General features: G+C 68.9%; 18 protein-coding genes. 8 read left to right on the plus strand and 10 right to left on the minus strand.

Translation table 11 applies throughout. The features are described from left to right. Window position 1: 1 nt before the first annotated feature. Window positions 2-2131 carry a bifunctional diguanylate cyclase/phosphohydrolase gene (locus LX88_RS34055; protein ID WP_258951899.1) on the minus strand — a complete coding sequence of 710 codons (2130 nt, stop codon included), beginning with the start codon at window positions 2129-2131 and terminating at the stop codon, window positions 2-4. 362 nt (window positions 2132-2493) lie between these two features. Here LX88_RS34055 and LX88_RS34060 point away from each other — a divergent pair, with 362 nt between their 5' ends. Next, the gene (locus LX88_RS34060; RefSeq protein WP_258951900.1) at window positions 2494-5166 is read left to right on the plus strand and encodes an AfsR/SARP family transcriptional regulator; all 2673 of its coding nucleotides are present in this window, start codon (window positions 2494-2496) and stop codon (window positions 5164-5166) included. On the opposite strand, the gene LX88_RS34065 is transcribed toward LX88_RS34060, so the two are convergent. The 4 genes from LX88_RS34065 to LX88_RS34080 form a co-directional block, all read right to left on the minus strand. Further along, entirely contained in the window at window positions 5167-6024 is an 858-nt protein-coding gene (locus tag LX88_RS34065) for a M23 family metallopeptidase (protein WP_258951901.1), read from the minus strand. It lies immediately after the preceding gene. A gap of 13 nt (window positions 6025-6037) precedes the next feature. Next, window positions 6038-7153 carry a C40 family peptidase gene (locus LX88_RS34070; protein WP_258951902.1) on the minus strand — a complete coding sequence of 372 codons (1116 nt, stop codon included), beginning with the start codon at window positions 7151-7153 and terminating at the stop codon, window positions 6038-6040. 1 nt (window position 7154) lies between these two features. Next, window positions 7155-7583: a hypothetical protein gene (locus LX88_RS34075; RefSeq protein WP_258951903.1), complete on the minus strand. Its 429-nt coding sequence runs from the start codon at window positions 7581-7583 to the stop codon at window positions 7155-7157. Between the two features lie 77 nt (window positions 7584-7660). Next, complete coding sequence (locus tag LX88_RS34080) at window positions 7661-8080, minus strand: DUF2690 domain-containing protein (protein ID WP_258951904.1); 420 nt, start codon at window positions 8078-8080, stop codon at window positions 7661-7663. A gap of 130 nt (window positions 8081-8210) precedes the next feature. Here LX88_RS34080 and LX88_RS34085 point away from each other — a divergent pair, with 130 nt between their 5' ends. Both LX88_RS34085 and LX88_RS34090 read left to right on the plus strand, forming a co-directional pair. Then, window positions 8211-8870 (plus strand): DUF2306 domain-containing protein, encoded by a 660-nt coding sequence (locus LX88_RS34085; RefSeq protein ID WP_258951905.1) that lies wholly within the window; start codon window positions 8211-8213, stop codon window positions 8868-8870. Window positions 8871-9234: 364 nt separating this feature from the next. Next, a complete protein-coding gene (locus LX88_RS34090) occupies window positions 9235-9873 on the plus strand; it encodes a peptidylprolyl isomerase (RefSeq protein ID WP_258951906.1) in 639 nt (212 codons plus the stop codon). Here LX88_RS34090 and LX88_RS34095 read toward each other — a convergent pair. Both LX88_RS34095 and LX88_RS34100 read right to left on the minus strand, forming a co-directional pair. After that, the gene (locus LX88_RS34095; RefSeq protein ID WP_258951907.1) at window positions 9845-13588 is read right to left on the minus strand and encodes a CHAT domain-containing protein; all 3744 of its coding nucleotides are present in this window, start codon (window positions 13586-13588) and stop codon (window positions 9845-9847) included. The two genes, LX88_RS34090 and LX88_RS34095, sit on opposite strands and share 29 nt — an antisense overlap. A 3-nt stretch (window positions 13589-13591) precedes the next feature. Further along, entirely contained in the window at window positions 13592-17332 is a 3741-nt protein-coding gene (locus LX88_RS34100; protein ID WP_258951908.1) for a CHAT domain-containing protein, read from the minus strand. Window positions 17333-17772: 440 nt separating this feature from the next. On the opposite strand from LX88_RS34100, the gene cobF reads away from it, so the two are divergent. Then, on the plus strand, window positions 17773-18516 hold the full coding sequence (cobF, locus tag LX88_RS34105; RefSeq protein ID WP_258951909.1) for a precorrin-6A synthase (deacetylating): 744 nt from the start codon (window positions 17773-17775) through the stop codon (window positions 18514-18516). A 6-nt stretch (window positions 18517-18522) separates the two neighbouring features. On the opposite strand, the gene LX88_RS34110 is transcribed toward cobF, so the two are convergent. Then, window positions 18523-19050, minus strand: coding sequence for a TetR/AcrR family transcriptional regulator (locus LX88_RS34110; RefSeq protein ID WP_258951910.1), 528 nt, complete (start codon window positions 19048-19050; stop codon window positions 18523-18525). Between the two features lie 131 nt (window positions 19051-19181). Here LX88_RS34110 and LX88_RS34115 point away from each other — a divergent pair, with 131 nt between their 5' ends. From LX88_RS34115 to LX88_RS34125, 3 genes are all read left to right on the plus strand, one after another. Continuing rightward, window positions 19182-19997, plus strand: coding sequence for an oxidoreductase (locus LX88_RS34115; RefSeq protein WP_258951911.1), 816 nt, complete (start codon window positions 19182-19184; stop codon window positions 19995-19997). 58 nt (window positions 19998-20055) lie between these two features. Then, window positions 20056-20946, plus strand: a complete 891-nt coding sequence (locus tag LX88_RS34120; RefSeq protein ID WP_258951912.1) for a helix-turn-helix transcriptional regulator — start codon at window positions 20056-20058, stop codon at window positions 20944-20946. A gap of 176 nt (window positions 20947-21122) precedes the next feature. Beyond that, window positions 21123-22892 (plus strand): alpha/beta hydrolase, encoded by a 1770-nt coding sequence (locus LX88_RS34125; RefSeq protein WP_258951913.1) that lies wholly within the window; start codon window positions 21123-21125, stop codon window positions 22890-22892. Between the two features lie 52 nt (window positions 22893-22944). Here the strand turns inward: LX88_RS34125 and LX88_RS34130 are convergent, their stop codons facing one another. Both LX88_RS34130 and LX88_RS34135 read right to left on the minus strand, forming a co-directional pair. Then, window positions 22945-23553, minus strand: a complete 609-nt coding sequence (locus tag LX88_RS34130; RefSeq protein WP_258951914.1) for an SMI1/KNR4 family protein — start codon at window positions 23551-23553, stop codon at window positions 22945-22947. Window positions 23554-23575: 22 nt separating this feature from the next. Then, entirely contained in the window at window positions 23576-24271 is a 696-nt protein-coding gene (locus LX88_RS34135) for a PP2C family protein-serine/threonine phosphatase (RefSeq protein WP_258951915.1), read from the minus strand. Between the two features lie 53 nt (window positions 24272-24324). On the opposite strand from LX88_RS34135, the gene LX88_RS34140 reads away from it, so the two are divergent. Next, window positions 24325-25707, plus strand: coding sequence for an N-6 DNA methylase (locus LX88_RS34140; RefSeq protein ID WP_258951916.1), 1383 nt, complete (start codon window positions 24325-24327; stop codon window positions 25705-25707). The last annotated feature ends 10 nt before the right edge of the window (window positions 25708-25717 follow it).

Raw genomic sequence — 25717 nt, forward strand, 5'->3', positions numbered from 1 at the left:
ATCACGGCCGGAACTCGGCCGGGAAACCAGCCTCCTGAACGGACAATCCGGACGGACGCAGCGTTCCGATGCTGCCCTGGGTGTGCAGATCGAGAAAAAGGTCCACAACGTCCGGATCGAACTGCTGCCCCCGGCCCGACCAGAGTTCCCGCCTCGCACGGCTTTCGTCCAGCGCCGTCTGATGTGGACGATTCGACCTCATCGCGGCCCACGCCACGCACACGGACAGGATCCTGGCTTCCGCGCGGATGTCGGCGCCGCGCAGGCCGTCCGGATAGCCGGCGCCGTCGTAGCGTTCGTGCTGCTGCCTGATGACGTGCGCCACACCCGCGAACCCCGGCACCATCCGCGCGAGCCGGTAGCCGAAGTCGGGGTGCTGGCGCAGCAGCCGCCATTCCTCTTCGGACAATGCGCCGGGCTTGGTGAGCACGACCTCGGGAATGATGACCTTGCCGATGTCGTGCAGGCGCCCGGCGAGCTGGGTGACCCTGATCGTGGGCGCGTCGAGCCCGAACTCCCCCGCGGCCACACCGGCCCAGCGCGACACCGACCGGCTGTGGTCGTAGCGGTGCAGCCAGCCGTCCACCCTGTCGGCGACCTGGCAGAGGAACTCCGCCATCGCGCCGTCGGTGTCCGGGTCGACCGCGGGCAGCGGCTCCGGGCCGACCGCGATCCTGTTGCGCCCGGCCGCTTTCGCCGCGTACAGGGCACGGTCCGCGATCACCACGATGTCGTCGGGACCGTCGCCGTGCGTCGGGAAGCTCGCCGAGCCGACCGACACCGTGACGAACAACGGGATGTCGTCGTTGCCCGCGTTGACCGGGATCGGTTTCTCCGCAACGCGTTCACGCAACCGGTTCGCGATCACGGACAACCGGCCTGGACCGGCGTCCGGCACCAGCAGCGCGAACTCCTCGCCGCCGTACCGGGCGAGCACCTCACCGGCCCTGGACGCCGCGCGCAGCCGTGCCGCGACCTCCATCAGCACGTCGTCGCCCGCGGGGTGGCCGTAGTTGTCGTTGATGGACTTGAAGCGGTCGACGTCGATGATGAACACCGCGACCGACCCGTCGCCCCGCCGGGCGCGGGAGATCTCCAGCGGCAGCTGGGCCTCGAAGAACCTGCGGGTGTGCAGCCCGGTGAGGCTGTCGGTGATCGCGAGCTTGCGCTGGTCCGCGACCAGCCCCGCGAGGCGCGCGATGATCAGCAGCGACAGCAGCCCGCTGCCGGCGGCGATCACCAGCACGTCCTGCGACGACTGGCCCACGTCGTGCACCAGCATCAGGACCGGGGCGGCGAGGGCGGCCGAGCACAGCGCGATGAGCCGGCCGCGGCTCAGCCCGACGTCCTTGACGTGCCCGCGGTCCACGAGCCGCGCCATCGTCGGGTGCAGCGCCGCCGCGCCGATGCACAGGTTCGCCGACAGCCAGATGGCGTCGAGGAAGTTGCCCGCGTGGTAGCTGCCGTCGAGGCGCTGCAGCACGTAGATCGTGTCCGCGGTCAGGATGCCGAGCAGGTTGCACGTCAGCAGGACGAACGCGCGCGGCCGGGGGCCCGCCCCGAAGATCAGCCGCAACGCCACCACGAACAGCGCCAGGTCCATCATCGGGTAGCCGAGCGACGCGATCTTCACCAGGACCGGTGAGGTGAGGCGGGCCTGCGGGCCGATCATGTAGAGCCAGGACGCCATGCCCGCGACGACGGCGAGCACCGCGGCGTCGAGCAGGCTCGGCAGGTCGAGGCCCGGGGTGCGGCGGCGGATCAGCAGGATCACACCCGCGACCATCAACGGGTAATGACCCAGGTAGAAGATGTCCGCGTACGACGGGTAAACCGTGTACTCGAAGATGTAGTGCGATGCGTAGAACGTCAGGTCGGCGATCGCGTAAACGACCTGGCTGAGTGCGAGTAACACCCATGGCCGCCTCCATTGGGGGCGGTTGCGCTTGACACCCGCGAATGTCGCGATCGCGGCCGAAGCACTGATCGTGCAGTAGAGCACCACCCGAACCGTTTGCCCCGTCGTCCCCGCGGGACTCACCGGGATCAGGTAGTAGAGGCCCAGCAGCAGGTGACCCGCCACCAGGTACATCCACCAGGCCCCGGTGTGGCCGGTACGGAAGATGGTCACACGAGACCCCTCGTTCTACGACATCGGTCGAGCCAGGTGATGATGCCCGACTTGGGATGATCGCGGCACCGTCGTTACTCCAATGAGGTGACCCACCATTACGACGCTACCGCAAATCCCTGTTCTGTTTTCCACCACTGCGACTGCGTTGATCTCGCTGGTCGCCGATCCGTGCCCGTGGGTGGTACCCGACGATTTTCGCACGACTTTTCGCTGCTCGGCGGTGATTCGCGCACCTTGTGCCACTGTTATTTCCGACCCGTTGGTCGGTAAACGCGTTCACAAGACCTTCGTCGTTGACCGTTGCTCGTACGGGGTCGCGGATGAGGTGGGCGTGACGATCAACGGACTATCGTGAGCCGGTGGACGGCGTTCGGTTCGGGGTGCTTGGGCCGCTGCTCGTCACGCACGAGGGGCGGGACGTCCGCATTCCCGCAGGCCAGCCGCAGCAGGTCCTGGTGCTGCTGCTCCTGCACGCCGGTCAGACCGTCAGCGTCGACCACCTCATGTCGGTCCTCTGGGACGGCGATCCGCCCGCCAGCGCGCGCAAGGCCGTGCAGGTGTACGTCTCACAGCTCAGGAGGGCGCTGAAGGGCCTTCCCGGCGTGTCGCTGGAGTGGTCGCGGCAGGGGTACCGGATCAACGTCCCGCAGCGGTCGCTCGACCTGCGGCTGTTCCGCGACGCGAAGGACCCGGACGAGGCGCTGGGGTACTGGCGCGGGCCCGCGCTGGCCGAGCTGACGACGAACACCCAGCTCGCGAACCAGCTGGAGGAGGAACGGCTCGCGGCCGTCGAGCGCCGTGCCGACAAGGCGATCAGGGACGGCCGGCACCACGAGATCATCGGGGAGCTGACCGGATACGTCGCGCAACACCCGACCAGGGAACGGCTGCGGGGCGCGTTGATGGTCGCCCTGCACCGCGGCGGACGGCAGGCGGACGCGCTCAGGACGTACGACGAGGGTCGGCGGCGGCTCGCCGAGGAGCTCGGGCTCGATCCCGGCCAGGAGCTCCAGGACCTGCACGCCGCGATCCTGCGGGGCGACCTCCCCGCCGTGCCGCGCGAACTGCCCGCCAGACCCGACCCGTTCGTGGGCCGCCGGGCGGAGGTCGAGCTGATCACGGGCGCGGCCGAGACGGTGATCGCCGTGCACGGGCCGGGCGGCCAGGGCAAGAGCGCGCTCGCCACCGCCGCCGCGCACGCGATGGCCGGACGTTTCCCGGACGGACAGTTGTACGCCGACCTGCACGGCGCCACGCCGGGCCGGGCGCCGCTGTCGCCCGCCGAAGTGATCAGGCGGTTCCTGCGCGCCCTCGGCACGCCACCGCTGGCCGTCCCCACGGACGTCTCCGAGGCCGCCGCGCTCTACCGGTCGACGCTGGCCAGGCGGAAGGTGCTGGTGCTGCTCGACAACGCGGTGGACGCGGCGCAGGTCGGCCCGCTGCTGCCCGGCGAACCGGGTTCCACCGTGCTGGTCACCAGCCGCCGGATGCTGGCGACGCTGAGCGCCCGGCACGTCCGGCTCGACCCGTTGCCGGAGGCCGACGCGCTGCGGTTGCTGGGTGACGACAGCGAGGCGGCGAAGCAGGTCGCCCGTGCCTGCGACCACCTGCCGCTGGCACTCACGATCGCGGCCGCGCGGCTGCGGTCACGGCCGGACTGGACGACCGGGACGCTGGCGAGACGGCTCGCGGACCGGCGTCACCGGCTGGACGAGCTCGACTTCGACGACCTCGGTGTGCGGTCGAGCTTCCAGCTGGGCTTCGAGGGCCTGGACGTCGGCGCGACCAGGGCGTTCGTCCTGTTGTGCTGCCTCAACGTGCCGTCCGTCGGCGAGCCCGTGGTCCGGGCGTTGCTCGGGCAGGACGACGTGGACCGCGCGCTGGACCCGTTGGTGGACGCCAGACTCGTGGAACCGTGCGGGCCGGAGCGGTACCGGGTGCACGACCTGCTGCGGTTGTTCGGCGCCGAGCACGTGCACGAGGAGAAGCAGGAGGCGCTCACCCGTGCGCTCACGCATTACCGTTCCACCCTCGCTGCTGCGCTGAAGAAGCTGCGGCCACACGCTTACGGCGCGCTCACGTACTCCGCCACCAAGAAGGACATCGACGAACCGTTGCGGTGGCTGACCGACGAGGCCGAGAACCTGCTGGCAGCAGCGCGTTCCACCGTGGCGTCCGCCGCGCTGGCCGAGCACGGGCTGGCCATCGCGCACATGCTCTACCCGCACCTGTTCAAGCAGGACAGGGTCGCGGACCTGGTCGAGCTGGGTCAGATCGCGGACCAGGCCGCTCGCACCGTCGGCACCTCGGCCGCGTTGCAGACGGCACTCCTGGTGCGGTCGGCCGCGAACCGCAGGACCGGTGCGTTCGAGATCGCCCTCGCCCAGCTGGGAGAAGTGCTGCAGGCGCGCGCCGACGACCCGTTCGGGCAGGGTCGTGCCCTGTCCGGCATCGGCACGATCCAGCGCGAGCTGGGCGAGCTGGAGCAGGCGGAGTCGACCCTGGCGCGGGCGGTCGAGCTCACGTCGGAGCACGGCCCGGCCGGCGCGCAACGGGTTCCGCTGTCCGCACTGGCCCAGGTGCACCAGGTCGCCGGACGGTACGAGCAGGCGCTCGACGCCGCCGAGCTGAGCCTGAAGCTCGCCCGCGAGCACGACGACGAGGCTGGAACGGCGTACGCGCTGGCCTCGCGGGGACAGGCGCTGTTCAAGCTCGGCAGACTGGCGGATGCGGAGGTCTCGCTGAGCGAGTGCATCGAGCTGTGCCGGGTCACGGGTGAGCACAACGACGAGTGGCAGGCACTGTTGTGCCGTGCGGAAGTGCTGCTGGCCACGGGAAGGCCAGGACTGGCCACAGTGGACGCCGAACGCTGCCTGGAGATCACCGCCGCTCGCGGCGACCGGTACGGCGAGGGCGTCGCCCACCTCGTGCTCGCCAGATCAGGCGGGGAAACGCACGCGGACCGGGCGGCCGAACTGCTCGGCACACCCGGTCTGCGCAGGGACAACCTCTTGGACAGCCTGATCGGCTGATCAGCCGCAGTGCTCGAAACCGCTGGTGTAGCTGGAAGAGCCGACCACGCCGCCCCACTTGACGCACGTGCCGGGCGCCTTCTTCTTCACCGGGCCGGCGTAGTAGCCGTACTCGCCACGGTCAGTCGTGCGTGCGGCGCCCTGCACCTCGAGGAACGCGCCGACGTCGGAGGCCGTGCCGATCTTGGTGGTCTTGATGGCGACCACGCAGTTGTAGCCGTTGGAGGCGTTGTACAGCAGGGAGACGCGGGCGCCGGTCACGTTCGCGCCGTCGACGACCTTGTAGCCGTCGCCGCAGGCCTCTTCCGGCGTGTACGGGTTGGTGGTGCCACCGCCGCCGTCGCACTTGTTGTTCGACTTGTAGTTCTGGGTGCCGTAGTACAGGATCGTCGACCCGGAGAACTTGATCTTCTGCGGCGTGCCGTTCAGCAGCTGCTCGAAGTGCAGGTGGGCGCCGCTCGAACCGCCGGTGTTGCCGACGTTGCCGATGGTCTGCCCCTGCGAGACGCTCTGGCCGACCGACACCCGCTGGGCGGAGAGGTGGGCGTAGCGCGTCGTCCAGCCGCTGCCGTGGTCGATCTCGACCCAGCGGCCGTAGCTCGTGCTGCCCTCGTTGCGGACCTTGCTCACCTTGCCCGAGGCGGACGCCACCACGGCGTCACCCTCGTCCGCGCCGCGGTTCAGGTCGATCGCCAGCTGCGGGCTGTGGTTGGTCCTGGTCTGTCCCGACCACGTCTGTCCACACGGGAACGGCAGCTCGAAGTTGGTGGCGGCGCTGGCCTGCGGGCCACCGAGCACCAGCACGCCCAGCCCGATCGCGAGACCGGCGACCCCTGAGATCATTCTCTTGACGTTCATCGTTTTCCCCTCGTCATCCGAAGATCCGGCGGACCTTCGTGTACGGCGTGCCGTGGCTGTTGAGCTCGCTGATCCGGACGCTCTTGCCGTCACGCGGCGGCGAGGCTTCCAGGATCTTGTTGTCGCCCAGGTAGAGGGCGACGTGCGTAGTGGCGTCGGAGTCGTTGTCGGAGCGGCCCCAGAAGACGAGGTCACCCGGCTTGCGGTCCGCGATGGCCACCGCGCGGCCCTTGGTGTTCTGCGCCCCCGTCCAGGCACCGATGTCGAACCCGGCGCCCTTCCAGAAGGCGTACAGCGTGAGGCCCGAGCAGTCGAAACCGAGCCGGTTGTAGTCGTCGCCCTGGGAGGGGTCGTTGTCCGGGTAGTGGTGGACGCCGTAGGAGGCACCGCCCTTGCCGCCCGCACCCCAGGAGTAGAGGTGGCCCTTGCCGATCTGGGACTTCGCGGTGTCGATCACGCGCTGGACCTTCTGCGCGTTCGTGCCGGTCGCCGGCCCCGCCGGACCGTTGCTGCGGCCGTGCACGGCGTTGCCCGGCGGCGTCTCGCCCGGCTCGATGCCGTCGGTGTCGCAGCGCGGCAGCCCCTGGACGAACCCGTTCGTGCCGGTGGTGACGTAGTTGTCCGGCACCCAGAAGTCGTCGGTGGTGAAGTCCCAGATCGTGCCGCTTTCGGCCTGGGCCTGGCACTTCACCGGAACCTGTTGTCCCGCCCGGTACCTGTCGGCGACCGCACCGGGTGCCGTGGCGGCGTCGCCCTTGTTCTTGCGACCGTTGAGGTCGGCCTTGGCGGGGAACGACTTCGAGGTGGCGCACCTGGGCAGCACCATCGTGTCCGAGGTGTTGCTCGTGTAGCCGTCCGGGATCCACAGACCCTCGGTGGTCAGGTCCCAGACGTTCTTGCCGCCGTGCTCAGGCCCGGTGTCCTGACAGACGACGTTCACCTTCTGGCCCTTGAGGTACATGTCGGCGACGCGCTTCCGGCCGACCGGAACGTCCGGGTCCTTGACGGTGCGGCCGTCGAGGGCGGTGGTCGCGGTGAACGTGCGGACCTCGGCCTGAGCCGTACCGGCGCTCGTGAGAGGTACCAGCACGGCCAGCGCGGCGACCGCCGTGAGAACCGTCTTCCTCATGTCAGCAGCGGGTGCTCGACTTGCCCTGACGCTCGTTCGAGCCCCACTGGACCAGGCCGGCGGCGTGCGTGCAGGAGGAAAGCGTGCTGGCACCGGAGGACCAGACCTCGGCCTTGTTGAGCTCGCACTTCGTGTCCATCAACGTGGGACGGCCGCCGTCCTCCTTCGCGATGGACGCACAGAAGTACCACTGCGAGTGCGAGCTGCGGAAGCCCTCCCACACGTAGGTGTAGGCGAAGTTCTTGTTGCAGCCCTTGAACTGCTTGACCGAGGCGATCTGGGTACCGGCGGAGTTGGTGATGTAACCGGTGGAACCGATCTGGTCCACCCTGGCGCACCCCGGCGCCGCCTGCGCCTGCGCGGTGAACCCGAGCATCGCGGCGGCCACCACTGCCGCGGCGCCGACGGTGCTGGCGATCTTGCTGAACATGCTTCTCCCTCAAAGGTTCTGCGATGGCGGTGCGAAGGTCTGTCAGTCGGTGATGTAGCCGGTCACGGCGCGCCCCCTCAGCAAGCGCTCGACGCGAGGCGGGCGGTGCGGTGCACGCCGTTCTTGTCGGCGTAGAGCACCTCGCCGCGGGCACAGCCGGGCGCGTGGACCATGTTTCCCCAGTGGTTGCCGGGCGTTCCCGCCGCGACGAAGCCGACGTGGTCGCTGCCCGACCACACGGTGATGCGCAGAGCCGAGTCGCCGCCCGAGTAGTTCGAGACCCGCACCCAGTTCGTCCTGCAACCGGGCGACCACCGCAGCTCCGCCGTACCGCCCGTGTACATGGGCGCGGTGTCCGCGGTCGTCGAACCACTGCTGCACCCGGCGGACACCGGGTCCTCGTCGTTGCAGCCGCGTCCGCTGCAGGACGCGGCCTGCGCGTCCGGCGCCATGAGGAGCGTGAACGCGGCTGCGGCGATCAAGGCTGTCGGCTTCATGGCGCTGACACTGCCGACCGGCGCTCACAGCGACCTGACAGCTACACCCCGTCAGGTGTCAGCGGGGTGTCAGAAGGCCACGTCAGCGAGCGGTGCGTGATCGGTCAGCGGAAGTGGCCATGGTGTTGCCATGACGTGGTTGCGCAAGCCCTGGGTGGGTCCGTTGGCGTTCGTGGTGGTGGCGTTCGTGGCGTTCTCGCTACCGCCGTACCTGACAGGTGATCGTCTGCAGGCACGCGTGCAGTCGGACTGGGGACCGCACTACCCCCTGCTCGTCGTGCACGTCGTCTGCGCGTCGATCGCCATCGTCACGTGCGTGGTGCAGATCTGGCCGTGGTTCCGCGGCCGTTTCCCCGTGTTGCACCGCCGCATCGGCCGTGTCTACGTGTTCGCCGGCGTGCTGCCGTCCGGGCTGGCCGGCCTGGTCATCGGCTGGATGACGCCGTTCGGCCCGGTCGCCCAGGTGAGCAACGTGCTGCTGGCGGTGATGTGGCTGACCTTCACCTGGCTGGCGTGGCGCGCGGCCCGGCAGCGCCAGTTCCGCGACCACCGCAAGTGGATGATCCGCAGCTTCGTGCTGACCGTCTCGATCATCACGAACCGGATCTGGGGTGTGCTCGTGTTCCTGTGGCTGGCCGATCGCGTGCCCGAGGCGGAGCTGGCGCACATGGTCGCCGGGATCTCGACCTGGGCCGGGTGGACGATTCCCCTGCTGCTCTCGCAGTGGTGGCTGGAGCGCAAGCCCCGGCGGCGGGCCGTGGTGGAGCAGCGCGAGGCGGTCAGCGTGTGAGCCACTCCTCTCGCAGTACTGGCGGGACCGCTTCCCCCGGCCTCGGCGCGCTGCCAACACTCGCTGGGAACCGGGCGGAGGTGGCTCAGCCGGAACTCCGATCCGGACAACGCATCTACGGTCGCGTGGCCCATGGACGTTCCGTGCAGATGAACGGATGCCCTGTTCAGGCCCGCCCGTCCTCACCGACAGCTGTTCGCCGGAAGCATCCAAGTCGGCGAGTACAGATCGCGGTGGTGCGCACGTCCGTGTTCGCGTTGATCGACACGGACTGAAAGGTCCAGTCGATGACGAAGTCGTCCCCCCATGTGACCCAACCCAGGTGGGCTGACAAGGCGTTATGGGGCGACTACGGTCGGCGGTCATGAGGCTACTGCTCGCTGTCCTGATGATGGTCGTCCTCGCCCCGGTCGCGTCCGCCGCACCGGCCACACCCACGGCGCGCTGCGAGTTCATCCCGACGCCGGACAACCCGGCCGCCCGTCCGGTCCAGCCGCCGAGCGCCGTCGTGCCGGCTCGCGGCACCGTCAAGGTCACCATCGTGACGAACTACGGCGTGGTGATCGCGCACCTCGACCGCGCCAACGCCCCGTGCGGCGTGGAGAACTTCGCGCATCTGGCGCGGAGCTGGTTCTACACGATGTCGCAGTGCTGGCGCCTGACCGACACCTCGCGCCTGGGCGTGCTGCAGTGCGGTGACATCTACCGCGCCGAGGAGGGCGGGCCCGGTTACCGGTTCGCCGACGAGGTGACGGGCAACGAGACCTACCCGCGCGGCACCATCGCGTACGGGAACCAGGGGCCGGGCACGAACGGCAGCGAGTTCTTCATCGTGCACTCGTTCGCCAACATCAAGCCGCTTTACACCGTGATGGGCCACGTCACCTACGGCATGGACACGCTGGACCGGATCGTGAAGGCCGGGATCGTGCCGCAGCCGGACGGGTTGCTCGACGGCGCACCGAAGAAGCCGGTCAGGATCCTGCACGTTCTTGCTCACTGAGCGCGTCCAGCACTCTCCTCAGAACTCCGGACGACATCCACGTGACGTCGTCGAGCAACTCCGGGCCACGCTCACCGGCGACGACACGACGCAACGCATTCACCAGCGGCTTTTCGTCCTCGTCCAATCTCGCGAGCGTGGCTTGGAGTTCTTCGGTCTCACCTGCGGTCTTGGCCGCGTTCACCACCGCAGTGATGAGCGGCGACCACTCGTTCATGACGTCCTGCGTCTGAACGGCCACCAGGTCCATCAGCGACCGCATCTCGTCAGGCGCGCGCCGGGGAAAGGAGTCGAGCAGCTCGCGGAACCGGACTCCGTCGACTTCCTCGACCACCTGGCAGATGTCCTCGAACGATGGTTGTCCAGGCAGGCCGTGGGAAAATCCGAACTCGGCGAGTGTCCGGACCCGTGTGTCCAGGGTGCGGTGGCCGATCCGGAACGCCGCCAACGCCGCTGCCAGGCGGTGCGCCCGCACGCGATGAGATGCCTGCTCGACCACGTCGTACAACGAGGCCAGGTCGTGGTGCCCCGCGATGATCCGAGTCAGGTCGGCAACGACGTAGTCGAAGCGGAGTGCGTCTTCACTCATCTCGATGGCGCGCGAGTCATGTCCAAGCTCGTGCTCGATGATGGCAAGCGTGCCGACAACGCCGGCAAGCCTGCGAATATCGCCGTGCTGCTCGCAAATCTCCTTGCATCGCAGCAGCATGTCACGCGCTTCTGCGTACCTGCCGTTCGCCGCATACACGCCGGCCAGGTTTCTTATACCCAGCACCTGCTCCATCGGAGGTGCTCCCCGGTTCTTCTTGAGCGCGACCAAGTCCTCGACGTACTTCCCGGACGCTTCATGCTCACCTACTGACTGAGCGGCGACAGCACCTAGTTCCACCAATGCTTCCCGCACCCACCAGGGCGCCACCTTCTCCGGTGCGGCGCTCGTCGAGGCAGGCAGGCCGACCAGCAGCCGCCGTACGCCGTCCAGCGCTTCCTGGTCCCGGCCGATTTCGAACACGATCCACAACTTGAGCTGCTCGTCGTCGAGTTGGGTCCACGGCCCGAAGCCCGCCAGTCGCGTGTACTCGCTTCCCCGGCGCATCATCTCCAACGCCTCCGCCAGTTTTCCTTCACGTCGGAGGCGCACAGCCAGATCACTCGCGATCGCCGTCGCACTGTCGTAGTCCTGATTCGCCAGGGCCGGCTCCAGCAGGTCCTCCAGCATCGCCCAGCCGCGTGCAGGATCGAGCACGGCAACCGCACGGGAATAAATGCTCCGCACGTTCACTCCGACATCGTGCTGCGCAGCGGTTTCCAGAAACGGCAGCATCAGTGCCGCCATCAAAGGCGAGTCGTCGCGGCGCATCGCGAGCAAGCACACTTCCGCCAAGTCATCCCACCGCTTGAGCCTGCACAAGTAGGGTGCGATGCCGACTGCCGCCCGCACGAGCACCTCGGTCGAGGTATCGGTGCCTTCACCATGTAGTGCGGCGTTGAACGCCTCTGCCCAACTATTCGCGAAACCCCCGGTCACCTGGCGGACGAACATCGGATCCGCCAATGCCCGCCCAGCTTCTGCCACACCGGGGTGGATGCGCAGCCGCGACCCGACGACCTCGACCAAGCCGCGGTCGAGGAGGAACCCCAACGACTTCTCAGGGTCGCGGACGAAGTCCACACGCCGGTCGCTCTCTTCGACACAACACAACATGAGGAAGACCCGCCGGGCCGCCTCAGGTGCCGACCGAACCGCCGCGTGCGTCCACTCGGTCAGCACCGACATGTAGTCGTTGTCCGACGCGGCCGGGGCGTCGCCGCGCAGGAAAGGCTCCAGCCTGGTGCCGCGTTCCAGCCACGTCCGCTGGGCGGCGGCGAGCCGCTTCGACAGGGAGGCACGGTCGGCGGCGAGGCCGTTCGCCAGCTCGATCAGCTTCGGATGCCCCTGCACGGTCGTCAGCACCTCGGAGGCCAGCCGGAAGTCGGCGCCGTCGACCAGCTCACGGAGGTTGGGCCATTCCCGCGCCAGCAACAGCGACTCGTGCAACGTCAGCGCGTGCACGGCGTCCACCAGAACGGAATCCGGCAGTCGAGGCCGGACGCGGGAAGTGATCACGAGCCTGGACAGCCCCTGGTGGGCGGTGAGGGCGTCGATCAGCAACTCCCACCGCTCGTCACGCCACTGGCCGTCCTCCGTCAGCAAGGTCTCGGCGTTGTCCAGCACGATCAGGACCCGGTGCTGTTCGAGCACCTGCGTCAACGACGGCAGGAAACCCCTCAGCGCCTCGATGTCGTTGACGAGGTGCACGAGTTTGATACCCGGCAGCTGACGTTCCAGTGCCAGCGCGAACTGGGTGAGTGCCGCCGAGGTCTCGCCGAGTGCGGCGTACCAGGCGAGCAGCGGGAATGAGTCCTGGTGCGTGTAAGCGAGTTCCAGTGCACAGGCCGTCTTGCCGCCACCCGCCATGCCGTGGAACAGCACCCCTGACTTGCCGCTGTGCGGTGCCAATGCCGTCGTGGCACGGGTCATCGGCCCGACCCTGCCGACGAACCGGTCCGGCTGGGCCGGGAAGTCCGCGAGCTTCGCCCGTTCCGGCTGGAACACCAGTGGTTCACCGGCGGGCGGCACCAGCGTCAGTTCTCCCGAGCGTGCACCGAACAACGTCGGCGTGACGGGTGACAACGCGGTGATCAGCTCGACCCGGCGCAACGCCAGGGGCAGTGCGTCCGTCACCGGCCGACCCTTGCCGAGCACGAGGTCGTAGAACTGCTCCGCCAGCGCGATCGCGAAGTCGTCGACGACCGGGTACCGCATGGCGACGACCGCGCAGTCCAGCCGGCGGACGACTTCCGCGGCCACGGCGGGCAGCGAGCCTTCGTCGGACTGTTCCGCCCTCGTCGGCAAGGAGAAGCCCAGCAGCGACAGGTGCTCCTCCGCGGTCGCCGCAGCCGACGAACACGCGGACAGGGTCACCAGTTTGATCTGCGGCGCCGCGAGCTCGAGCAGGTCGACCAGTTCGGTGCTGGTGATCAGGTCGCGTTCGCCTGCCAAGGTCTCCAGCACCACGCCGGTGGGCAGGCCGTGGCCCGACAGGTGCACGACGTCCCACCCGTCGTGCTCGAGCAACGCGTCCTCGAGACGCTCGCGAGTGGCGCCGTACTGGAGAACGCGCAGCTCGATCGCCTTGCCGTTGACCTGCGCGATCGTGTGCACGAGGCGAGCCAGTGCGAACCGCTCCTTGCGCAGGTTCAGCGCACCGGCGCCCTCGGGCAGGCTGAAGATCGCCAGCATCCGCAACCGCCGGCCGACCGGACGCTTCGGTACCACCTCCCTCGGCTGGTGGTCCACCACGAACGATGCCTGCACCGGACGGCCGTCGACGCGGGCCAGCTCCCACGGCAGGTTGCCCAGGAGAGTGGCCTCGGCAGGCAGCTCGAGCCGCACCGGACCGCGTCGCCCGGCCAGCACGCCCGCCACCGGCCCCAGCACCGACTCACCGACCCAGTCGCCGATCTGGGCGAGCAGCTCCGCTTCTCGTTCGGCGCGCCGGTCCTGGGCGACGTAGTCGCGGAGGTATCGGTGGAGGTCGGCGAACGCGTCACGCTGCCAGGCCCCGGGATCGAGCGAAACCTCGTGGTCCGCCAGAAGGTCCCCGGCCTCGGAGGTCAGCCGCCACCGCCACCGCGACGAGTCGGCGTAGTCGAGCACCTCAAGGCGCAGCAACGTTCACGCCCCTCCTTCCAGCCGGCCGAGCACACCGCGGACGATGCCGTAGGCGAGCGGCACCTGGCCCTCCCACAGCTCCGGCACTCGCTCACCTTCCACGACGCGGCGCAGCGACGTGGCGAGCGCGACGCCGGAAGCGTGGGATTCCAGGCGAGTGAGTTCAGCGGCGAGGCCCGCGGAGACGACGCCGGACGAAGCCGACTGCACCACCTCGTCCATGATCGGGCTCCACTCTGCCAGGCGGTCCTTCGCGTACCGGTCCGCCTCCACGAGCAGCGCCGCGGTCAGGGCGGCGTTGTCGGTGAAGCGGACGGGCAACCGGTCGAGCAGCGCGCGGAGTTCCACTCCGCCCGTGTTCCCGGCAATCGCGCAGACGTCGTCGAACGTTTCGAACAGCCGCCCGTGCACGAAGAACAGGTCGCCGATCCCCTCGACGAGGCCGGACACCTGCTCATCTCCTGTCTGGGCGTAGATCAGGGCCGCGGCCATGTAGTGGGCGCACCACGCCACCGGCTCGGCGTGGCCGTGCGCGATTCCCGTGTTGTGGTGGTTCTTGGCGATCTCGACGGGATTGCCCGAGCTGTAGGCGAGGCGCAGGCCGTCTACGTGGAGGTCGACCGCCCGGGAGGAGCGGGCGAGCAGACCCTCCAGTTGGGCGAGCATCGCGGTGTTGCGCCCCAGGGCGACCATGTCCGTGCTGCGCTCGAACACCGCGCGGCACCACAGGAGGCGCTCCTTGGCTTCTTGGTGCCGTCCCAGGAAGAGCAGGGTCTGGGCCACGTTCTGCACGGTGTCGGCGACTTCGACGTCGGCCGCGCCGCGTGCGCGCTTGAGACCGATGAGCTGCTCGCCCATGTTCATCGCGATGTCGAACTCCCGCAGCCGGGCTGCGGCGTTGGTGCCCGTGTGCAGCAGGTTCTCCACCAAGAAGCGCGGGTCCACGTTCTCGACACGATCGCCGCTCTCTTCGGGGAGTGAGGCGAGCACGCGGTGGACGCCGTCCAGGACCTCACGGGAGCGGCCCATGTCGGAGAGGACGCCCAGCAGGTCGTGCTCGTTGGCGGCACGGCTGAACGGGCCGAGGCCGGCGAGTTCGGTGTGGCCCGCGACCTGCTCGGACAGCTCCAGGGCCTCTTCCAGGAGACCGGCCCTGCGGTAGACGCCGACGAGGTCGCTGCTCAGGATCGATGCTGCCGTGAAGTCCTCTCGCCGCACCGATTCGGCCACCAACGCCCGCAACTCATCGATGCCACGCTGCGCGTCGAGCAGCCCGAGAGCACGGGCGTGCAGCCCCCGGATCGTCATCTCGTGCCTGGTGCCCCGGCTGCCGAGAGCCGCGACGTCGAGGTAGGGCAACAGCTTGCCGAGCATCGCGGGCGAACTGTCGTACCTGAGCGCCTTCGAGCAGACCCAGTAGATGTCGTACCAGCGTTCTGCCCGGCGGAAGTACGGCACCCCGCGCACCGCGGCGCCCAGGACGGCTCGCGTGTCCCCGTCGTCGTGGGCCGCGTTCAGTGTGGACAGCCAAAGCTCTCCGTAGTGGGCGTCGACCGCGGCGACGAAGTCGGGACCCGCCAGCGCGCGGCCGGCCTCCGCCACGCCGGGGTGGATCCGGTAGCGCGCGGGAGTGATCTCGACGAGTCCTCGGTCCAGTTCGCTCAACATCTCTTCCGTGGCCTGGAAGTAACGGGGCAGGCGGTCTGCCTCCTCGCAGCAGCACAGCGCCAGGAACATCTCCCGTGCGCTCGCCGGCAACGACGCGGCCGCCGCGTGCGTCCAGTCCGTCAGGACGGACAGGTAGTCCGTGTCCGACGGCGCTGGATCGTCCCCTTGCAGGAACGGCTCCAGCCGCACGCCCCGCTCCTTCCAGACCCGCTGTGCCTCGGCCAGGCGCTCCGCGAGCGTCGAGCGGTCTGCGGCCAGGCCGTTCGCGAGTTCGATGAGTTTCGGGTGCCCCTGCACGATCGCGATCACCCTCGCCGCCAGCCGGAAGTCGTCCTCGATCAACGACTTCAGCTCCGGCCACTCGCGGGCCAGCAGCATGGCCTCCCTCAGGGACAACGCGTGCACCGCCTCCACCGGCACGGAATCAGCCACCTGGAACCGCGTCCTCGAGGTGATCACCAGCCGGGAAAGTCCTTCGTGGGCGGTCAGCGCGCTGACGAGGTGCTCCCACCGCTCGTCGCGCCACTGGCCGTCCGGGGTCAGCAGTGACTCGGCGTTGTCCAGCACGATCAGGATTCGGTGCTGCGCCAGCAGTTCCGTCAGGGCGGGGAGCAGACCGCGCAACGCCTCGAGGTCGTTGACGACGTGCGCGATCTTCAGCCCGGGCAGCTGGCGTTCCAGGGCGAGCGCGAAGTCCGTCAACGCGACCGAAGGCTCCGACGTGGCCGAGTACCAGGCCAGCAGCGGGAACGAATCCTGGTGCGTGTAGGCGAGTTCGAGCGCACAGGCGGACTTGCCACCACCCGCCATTCCGTGGAACAGCACGCCGGTCTTCCCGCTGTCCGGGGCGAGAGCGGCGGTCGCCCGGGCCATCGGCCCCACCCTGCCGACGAACCGGTCGGGCTGCGGCGGGAACTCCGCGAGCTTCACGCGTTCGAGGTCGAACACGACGGGCCCGCCCTGCGGCGGTACCAGGGTCAGCTCGCCCGCCGCGGCACCGAACAACGTCGGCGTCACGACCGACAACGGTGTGAAGCTCCCCGCCCTGGTCAGCGCCAGGGGCAACGCCCGTGCGACCGTTTGTCCCTTGCCCAGCACCAGGTCGTAGAACTCGCCGGCCAGTGCGATCGCGAAGGTGTCCACGACCTCGTAGCGCATCGCGACCACGGCGCAGTCGAGGCGGCTCGTCACCGCGGTGGCCACGGCGGGCAGCGACCCTCCGCCCGGTTCCGCGGCGGACTCGGGCGGCGTGATGCCCAGCAACGACAGCTGTTCGTCCGCGGTCACGGCGGCCGAGGAGCAGGCGGACAACGTCACCAGCTTGATCTGCCCGGACGCGAGTTCCAGCAGGTCGACGAGTTCGGTGCTCGACACCCGGTCGCGTTCACCCGACGACGTCTCCAGCAAGACGCCGGCAGGCAGGCCGTGACCGGAGAGGTGCACGACGTCCCAGCCCTCCTGCTCGAGCAACGCCTCTGCCAAACGCTCCCGCGTGGCGCCGTACTGCAGCACCCGCAGCTCGATCGCCTTGTCGTTGACCTGCGCGATCGTGTGCACCAGACGTGCCAGCGCATGACGTTCCTTGCGCAGGTTGAGTGCACCGGCACCCTCGGGAACGCTGAAGACCGCGAGCATCCGCAACCGCTCACCGACCGGCCGCTTCGCGATCACCGAGCGCGGCCGGTGGTCCATCACGAACGTCACGTGCGACGACGCCAGCGTGCGACCGCCGACCCTGGCCAGTTCCCACGGCAGGTAGCCGACGATCGCGGCGTCCGCGGGCACCTCGACGCGGACGGCGCCACGTTGCCGGGCCAGCTCGTCGGCCACCGGGCCCAGTGCGGAGGACGCCAGCCAGTCGCCGACCCGGGCGAGCAGGTCGATCTCCTGCTCCCTGCGGCGGTCCGGCGCGGTGTAGGAGCGCAGATACCCCTGGAGGTTGAGGAGGGCCTCGTGCTGCCACGACGACGGGTCGAGCGCGACCTGGTGATCGGCGAGGAACGCGCCCGTGGCCGAGGTGAGGCGCCAACGCCAGCGAGCAGGACCTGCGTAGTCGAGCACTTCCAGTCGGAGCACTCGATCGAGGCTAGTCGATCACACCTGCACGAGCGGGTGTTTCACCAATCAACAATCGCGGAAGTCGGTTGAAAACAGCGAAAAGCGAAAGCAGCGCGTTGACACTCGATGCGGGGAGAAATTCCGTTACGCGATCTCCTCAGGAATCAATTCCGCAGCTCCCACGCTTCTGGCACGTGAATGGCGGCTGCACCAGCAAGTAGCCTCCTTTTCGGCCACGACAACCAGGCTCCCCGAGTCTCCTTCTACACCAAACGGGGAATGGGACGCGATGTGCCGCACCTACGCGAAACACTGCCCGCGGCAGGACTTCGGCACGGCGACCGCGTCGCGAACCTCTTCGCCGCCGACGAGCTCCACTCCCCTCGTTGGAGGTGAATCCCCGCACAGGCAAGACCGTGCGCTCCTCGACGAGCGTCCCGTGTAGTTAGTGTGTGCCGGTGCGAAAGATCCTGGTCATCGGTATCGGCGCGGGCAACCCCGACCACCTGACGGTGCAGGCCGTCAAGGCGTTGCAGACGGTCGACGTGTACTTCGTGCTGGACAAGGGTTCCGTGAAGCAGGAGCTCGTCGACCTGCGCGCGTCGATCCTGGCGGAGCACGCGACGCGCCCGTACCGCTGGGTCGAGGGCCGGGATCCGGAACGCGACCGCAACCCCGCCGACTACAAGGCGACGATCGACGCCTGGCGCCGCGACCGCGCGGACGTCGTCCTGGGCCTGCTGTCGGAACTGGGCGAGGACGAGGTCGGGGCGTTCCTGGTGTGGGGCGACCCGTCCCTGTACGACTCGACGCTGGCGATTCTCGACGACCTGCTGGCCCGCGGCGAGTCGTTCGAGGTGGAGGTCATCCCCGGCGTGACGTCGGTGGCCGCGCTGACCGCCGGCCACCGGGTGTCGCTGAACCAGGTCGGCAAGCCGGTGCAGATCACGACCGGCCGCAGGCTGGCCGCCGGGTGGCCGTCCGATGTGGACGACGTGGCCGTGATGCTCGACGCGTCGTACTCGTTCGAGGGCGTCGACCCCGACACGTGGATCTACTGGGGCGCCTACCTCGGGATGCCGGACGAGATCCTGGTGTCGGGCCGCGTCGGGGACGTGGCGGCGCGGATCCGCGAGGTGCGGGACGAGGCCCGTGCGCGCAAGGGCTGGATCATGGACACCTACCTGCTGCGCAGGCCCTGATCGGGGCTACTCCGCGATCAGGCGGCCGACCGAGCGTTCGACGAGCGCACGGGTCGCGTTCGGCGTGGTGAACGCCAGGATCGACATGTGCACGACCATGTCCAGGAGGTCGTTGGCGTTGAACTCGGCCGAGATCCTGCCTTCCATCTGCGCCCGCCCGATGGCCTCGACCTTGTGCCGGTACGCCTCGGCCTCGGCCGCCGGAACGGCCTCGAAGCCGTTCTCGAGCCGGTGGTACGCCGCCAGTCTGAGCAGCTGCGGCTGGTCGCGGTAGGAGTCGAACAACCGGCCCGCGTAGCCGGGCAGGTCTTCGGGCGTGATCGGGACCTGCTGGATCATCCGGTCGATCTGGATCTTCAGCAGCTCGTCGAACAGCCCTTCCTTGCTGTCGAAGTAGGCGTAGATCATCGCCTTGTTGCACCCGGCCTTGGCCGCGATGCGATCGACCCGCGCGCCGGCGACGCCGTACTGCGCGAACTCGTCCATCGCCGCGTCGAGCAGCTTGGCCTTGGTCGCTTCCTTGTCCCTCACCACACCCGCATTCTAACCAACCGGTTGGTTCTGACAACTAACCAGTTGGTTGACAGGCCTGCGCCGGTCTGGTTGCCTGGTTCAGCAACCAAACAGTTGGTTAGTTCAGCCAACCGGTCAGTCAGGAGAGCGTCATGAAGGTCGCACTGGTCACGGGTGCCTCGTCGGGGATCGGCGAGGCCACGGCGGTCGAGCTGCACAAAGCCGGCTACACGGTGTACGCGGCGGCACGGCGGGTGCAGCGGATGGAAGGGCTGGCCGCGCAGGGCATCCGGGTGCTGGAGATGGACGTGACGCGGGACGAGTCGATGGTCGAGGGCGTCAAGCAGGTCGTCGCGGAGGCCGGGCGGATCGACGTGCTCGTCAACAACGCCGGGTACGGGTCGTACGGCGCCGTCGAGGACGTGCCGCTCGACGAGGCGCGGTACCAGTTCGAGGTCAACGTGTTCGGGCTGGCGCGGCTGGTCCAGCTGGTGTCGCCGCACATGCGCGAGGCCGGGCGCGGGCGGATCGTCAACGTCTCGTCCATCGGCGGGCGGATCTACGAGCCGCTCGGGGCCTGGTACCACTCGACGAAGTTCGCGGTCGAAGGATTCAGCGACTCGCTGCGGCTTGAACTGAAGCCGTTCGGGATCGACGTCGTGGTGATCCAGCCCGGCGGGATCAAGACCGAGTGGGGCGGGATCGCGGTCGAGAACCTGCGGAAGACCTCTGGCGGCGGTGCCTACGCGGGGCAGGTCAGGCAGTTGTCCGGGGTCTTCTCGCAGATGGGCCGCGCGAGTGAGCCGAAGGTGATCGCGGACGTCATCGTGAAGGCCGCCGAAGCCAGGAGGCCGCGCACGAGGTACGCGGCGGGGTTCGGGGCACGGCCGATCCTGTTCGCGCGCCGGGTGTTGTCCGACCGGGCGTTCGACGCCCTGTTCCTCGGGGCGATGCGCCGGTTCGCCTAAGGCGTGTTGCAACCATCTGGCCAGGTACCTTCGGTTCAGAACCACTGAGGGGAGTCGTGTGCACGAGGGGCTGTCGCCGGAGGCCGAGAAGCTCTACCTGGCGATGCTGCGCGGAGACGCCGTCGAGCCCGGCCCGGCACACGAGGAGCTCGAACGGCTCGGGCTGATCAGGAACAACGACGTGCGCCCGCCGCGTTCCGCGCTGGCCGCGATCGCGTCGGGGCACGAGGTCGCCGCTGTGCGGGCCAGGGAGACCGCAGAGCTCCTGGCCGCCGCCTATGCCGAGCACGGTGCGAAAGAGGTCGACTTCGTCGAGGTCCTCAAGGAGGCGGACGAGGTGATCAGCGCGTTCGAGGAGATGCAGAGCCAGGCCAAGTCGGAGATCCGGGCGCTCGATCCCGGTTCGTACCTGAGCCCGCAGCCGGAGGCGAGTCCCGCGCAGCCGCCGGCGCTGGCCCGCGGTGTCGCCTACCGGGTCGTGTACGAGTCGGCGTTGCTGCAGACCGAACGCGGGTTCGCGTCGGTGCAGGAGAGCATCGCGGTGGGCGAGCAGGCGCGGACGTTCCCCGGTGTGCCGCTGAAGCTCGTGATCGCCGACTCGGACCGGGCGTTGATCGCGGTGCCGACCGTCAAGGGCGGGAACGTCGTCGCACTGCTCATTCACCCGTCCGTGCTACTGAGCGCGTTGATCGAGTTGTTCGAGGCCTTCTGGCGGATGGCGGTGTCGATCACCCCTGGCGGCCAGGAGGACAGCCAGCAGGAGCCAACCACGGCCACCCGGCGGCTGATGGCGCTGCTCAGCGCCGGCCTGACGGACGAGTCGATCGCGCGCGAGCTCGGCGTCAGCGAGCGCACGGTGCACCGCAGGGTGAGCCGGCTGCAGCAGTTGCTGGGGGCGCAGACCCGGTTCCAGCTCGGCGTCCAGGCATCACGGCGAGGTTGGCTTTAGTCACCCAAAGTCACAGAGCTGACGATCTTCATCACTCTATGAGCACGATCGGTGACAGTTTCCAGACATGGCGACTTTCTGCCATCACCCAAGAGTGTTAAACGCCGTTTTCTCCTTTCTCCTCTGTTGCAAGCGCGGTCTTACCCAGGCCGTGCGGGGGCAGGAAGGGATCTACCGTGAGGAAGTACTTCAGAGGCGGTATCGCCGCGGTCACAGGGGCGCTGATCGCGACGAGCATCGTGCTCACGCCGACGGCGAGCGCGGCCGCCAAGCAGGACCCGGACACCCAGGCACTCGCGGGTGCCCTCGCCACGCAGGAGGTGACCTGGGAGGAGTGCACCTTCCCCGGTGTGGCAGAGGAGACCGTCAAGAAGTTCAAGACCGTCAAGGGTCTCGCCTGCGCAACCATCCAGGTCCCGCGCGACTGGCACAACCCGGCCGACGGCAACACGATCGGCGTCCGCGTCTCCAAGACCGAGACCGCCTACAAGGGCACCAGCCGCCAGGGCATCGCGCTGGTCAACCCCGGTGGCCCCGGCGGCTCCGGCCTGCCGTGGGGCGCGGCCATGGCCCTGCGCGCCCCGGTCCTCGCCGGCCAGTACGACTTCATCGGCTTCGACCCGCGCGGTGTCGGCCTCTCCTCGCCGCTCACCTGCAGCTACACCGTCCCGAACAGCACTGACGTCAACGTGCTGAACAAGGCGAAAGTCGACGGCTGCCTCGAGAACCCGCTGACCAAGTTCATCACCACCGAGCAGACCGCATACGACATGGACTTCATCCGCGTCGTGCTCGGCGAGAAGAAGATGAGCTACATCGGCTACTCCTACGGCACGTGGCTCGGCACCTGGTACGCCGCCACGTTCCCGAGCAAGGCGCACCGCTTCCTGCTCGACTCGGCCGTCGACGCCTCGCAGACGACCCTCGAGAACACCTGGGACCTGCAGCCGCGCACCCGCGACCGCCAGTTCCAGGAGGCGCTGCTGCCGTACATGGCGCGCAACGACGCCGAGTACGGCCAGGGCACCGACCCGATGGAGATCCGCCGCAACTGGGAGAAGGCCGGCGGCACCCGTGAGTTCGTGGGTCAGCTGTTCGTCGCGTGGTTCGTGATCCCGGCCATGTACGACACGAGCCAGTACCCGACCGCGGCCGCCGCGGTGTCCGCGGTGATCAGCACCCCGGCCACCGGCACAGACGCGGAGAAGGTCGAGCAACTCGTCTCGAAGATGCTGGCCACCAAGGGCCTCACCGACGAGAACAAGGCGTTCATCGCGAAGGCCAAGGCCAACGCGCTCGCCGCGATCGCCAAGAAGGAGCGCGTCGCGGTGAAGACCACGACCGCCGCCGCCGAGGTCGAGACCTGGGACGCGACGTTCGAGGCGATCCGCTGCCAGGACGGTCAGTGGAACCAGAACCTGCACTACTGGAACTACTGGCTCGCGGACCTGACCGTGAACGCGCCGTTCATCGCGCCGTTCATGAGCACCCCGCTGTGCGCGTACTGGCCGACGAAGAACGCCATGCCGAAGCCGGACAAGAAGACGTTCCCGCGTCTGCTGGTCGCGCAGTCCGAGCTCGACGCCGCCACCGCGTACGAGGGCGGCCTCGCCACGGCGAAGGCGCTGCCGAACGCCAAGCTGATCAGTGTCGACAACGAGGGCTCGCACGGCCTGTTCCCGTACAACACGGACTGCGTCGACGACCCGATCGTCTTCTTCTTCCAGACCGGCGCCACCCCGCGCAAGCAGTTCACGGGCTGCCAGGCGCTTCCGCTGCCCGGTGAGGACAAGACGTTCGACGTCGGCGGCAAGCTCACCAACGGCAAGGTGAAGATCAAGATGATCACGCCCGCGGTGAAGGAAGCCAACAAGATCGTCAAGGACCTGCTGAGCGGTTCCTCGACGGCGAGCGCCGACGAGTCGGGCATGCCGGCCAACCTGTAACACCCTTGTAGAGCTGCGGCCCTCGGCGCGATGCGCCGGGGGCCGTTTCCATTTACAGGTAATCGCGCCAGAACGGCACGGTGGCTCGCGGTGCCCAGTCGTCCGGGAACTCGGGCGCGGGGTCGCGGAACTCCCGGTCGACGTAATCGGCCAGATCGGTGCCGTAGCAGATGATGTCCGTTCCCCACACGGACAGAACCGGGTGCCCGGACGTGCCGCGCCCCGCGGGCAGGAACCGGTGCCCGTAGACCGGCACCAGCCTGGGCGCCTCCGCGAGCGCCTGCCGCGCCACCGCCAACGCTGCCTCGGGTGCGTCCGGCCGCTCACCCCAGGCCCGGTTCCAGTGACCGCCGGTCTCGACTTCCTCCAACACCTTCCGGACCGGCCACTCGAGTTGCTCGCGAAGTCCGGCCTGGTCGCCTCCACGCCACTCGGGCCACGGCTGCTCCCAGGTGTGGAAGACACCCGGTTCCGGCTCGAAGGGGCTGTTCACCGGCAGCCCGGCCGCGAGGAACGCCCGGTGGTCGTCGGCGAACTCGACACCGTGCTCGGCCTCGATGCGGGCGAACTCCGCGTCGGTCAGCCCCGGAGCGATCTCACAGCACTCCAGCTCGGCCAGGCGGCGCGCGGCCGTGCTCCCCAGGTCAACGCCTCTAGTCACGCCGTGACCGTAACGGGATTCGCTAGCGCTGCCACCACTTTTTGCGGACGACGTCGATGATCACGCAGGTGATGTTGTCCGGGCCGCCGTTGCCGTTCGCCAGCGCGATCAGCTGCCAGGCCGCGTCGGTGCCGTCCTCAGTGGACAGGAGGACGTCGTGGACGTCGCCGAGGTCGGTGTAGTCGGTCAGGCCGTCGCTGCAGAGCAGGTAGCGGTCCTCGATCTTGGCCTGGTGCCACGAGAGGTCGGGGTCGTGCGAGTTGCCGGACTGCAGGGCGCGCAGCACGTAGGCGCGGCGCGGGTGCACCAGGGCTTCTTCCGGCGTCATGCGACCGGCGTCCACCAACGCCTGGACCATGGTGTGGTCGTGGGAGATCTGGCGGAGTTCGCCTTCCCTGAGCACGTACGCGCGGGAGTCGCCGATGTGCGCCAGCTGGAAGGCGAGACCCTCCCACCGGATGGCGGTCAGCGTGGTGCCGGCGCCCTGGGGCGTCTCGGCGTCGAGTCTGCGCGCGATCTCGGACACGGCCGGGCCCAGGTCGCCCTTCCAGGCCGCGAGGACGTCGACCGCGAGCGCGCTGGCCACTTCACCGTGCTCGTGGCCGCCCATGCCGTCCGCCACGGCCTGCAGGTCCGCGCGGACGTAGACCGAATCCTCGTTGTGCTCGCGGACGAGCCCAGGATCGGTCGCCACGGCGATGCGCAGCTCGTGTGTCATGTCTCCCAGTAGATCAGTTGTGAAGTGAGTTCACAAGCAATACGGTTGTGAACATGGATGAGACGGTCAACGCCGGTGACATAGCGCGCCTCGCCGATGTGGGGCGGGCGGCCGTGTCGAACTGGCGGCGGCGGTTCGAGGACTTCCCATCGCCGGTCGGTGGGACGGCCTCCAGTCCGTTGTACCTGTTGCGCGACGTGGAGTCATGGCTTCGGCGCAACGGGAAGCCGTTCCGGGTGTCCCCGGCCGAGCGCTTGTGGACGCAACTGCGGACCGCGGACGACCTGAAGCTCGGTGAGGCGCTGGCCGCGGTCGAGGCCGACGCGGAGACGTTCGAGTTCCTCCACGAGCGGTACCTGGAGGCCCACTCCCGTCTGCTGAACCCCACTCCACCCGAGGTCGTCGAGGCCGTCCTGGCCACGACGGACGGCGACACGGTGATCGATCCGGCGTGCGGCACGGGGAGTCTGCTGAAGGCGTCCAGGGCGCGGAACAAGATCGGGCAGGAGCTCGATCCCGTGTCGGCGGTCATCGCGCGGCGCCGGATGCCGGCCGCGCAGATCTTCACCGGCGACTCGTTGCGGCACAACGGGGTTCAGGCGAAGGCCGACGCGGTGGTGTGCGACCCGCCGTGGCACGACCGGGCGTGGGGGCACGAGGAACTGGTCGGCGACGCCCGGTGGACCTACGGCCTGCCACCCCGCGGCGAACCGGAGCTGGCGTGGTTGCAGCACGCCCTGTCGCTGGCGAAGCCCGGCGGGCTGGTGGCGGTGCTGCTGCCGTCCGCGGCGGCCTCGCGCAGGCCCGGCAAGCGGATCCGCGGCAACCTGCTGCGCGCCGGGGCGGTGCGCGCGGTGATGACCGTGCAGCCGGGACGCGACCTGTGGCTGCTGCGCAATCCGATCGGCCGCGCGCCCGAACAGATCGCGCTCCTCGAGGCACCGGGCCCGCTCGACCCGAACACGCGGGTCATCGACCTGCTGGACGACGACGTCGACCTGAGCCCGTCACGCCGCAGCGGCACCGACGCGTCCGCCTACCTCGCGGCGCAGCCGACGTTCGGCCTGCCCCCGCTGCCCGAGTTGCGGCACCAGGACGCTCCCCCGATGACCACGATCGGCGAGCTGGTCCGCGCGGCCCCCGGCCCGCACGTCGTCTCGTCCCCCACCGGCGCGACGTACGAGATCGATCCGCGCAAGGTCGACCCCGATTTCCTGGAGGGCGTGCTGCGCGCCGCGTTCGCCAGGACGCCGACAGGCTCGACCCGGCTGGACGTGCGCCGGACGCAGGTGCCGTCGCTGCCGCTGGCGGAGCAGCAGCGGTACGGACGTGCGTTCGCGCAGCTCAAGGCGTTGGAAGCGGGCCTGGACGAGGCCGCCACGCTGGTCCGTCTGGGCTACAGCGGACTTCTGAGCGGACAGGTCGGGCCAGCGTGAGTCTGGCAGT

The organism is Lentzea californiensis, from assembly GCF_024648825.1.
In the GTDB taxonomy this organism is placed as follows: domain Bacteria; phylum Actinomycetota; class Actinomycetes; order Mycobacteriales; family Pseudonocardiaceae; genus Lentzea; species Lentzea californiensis.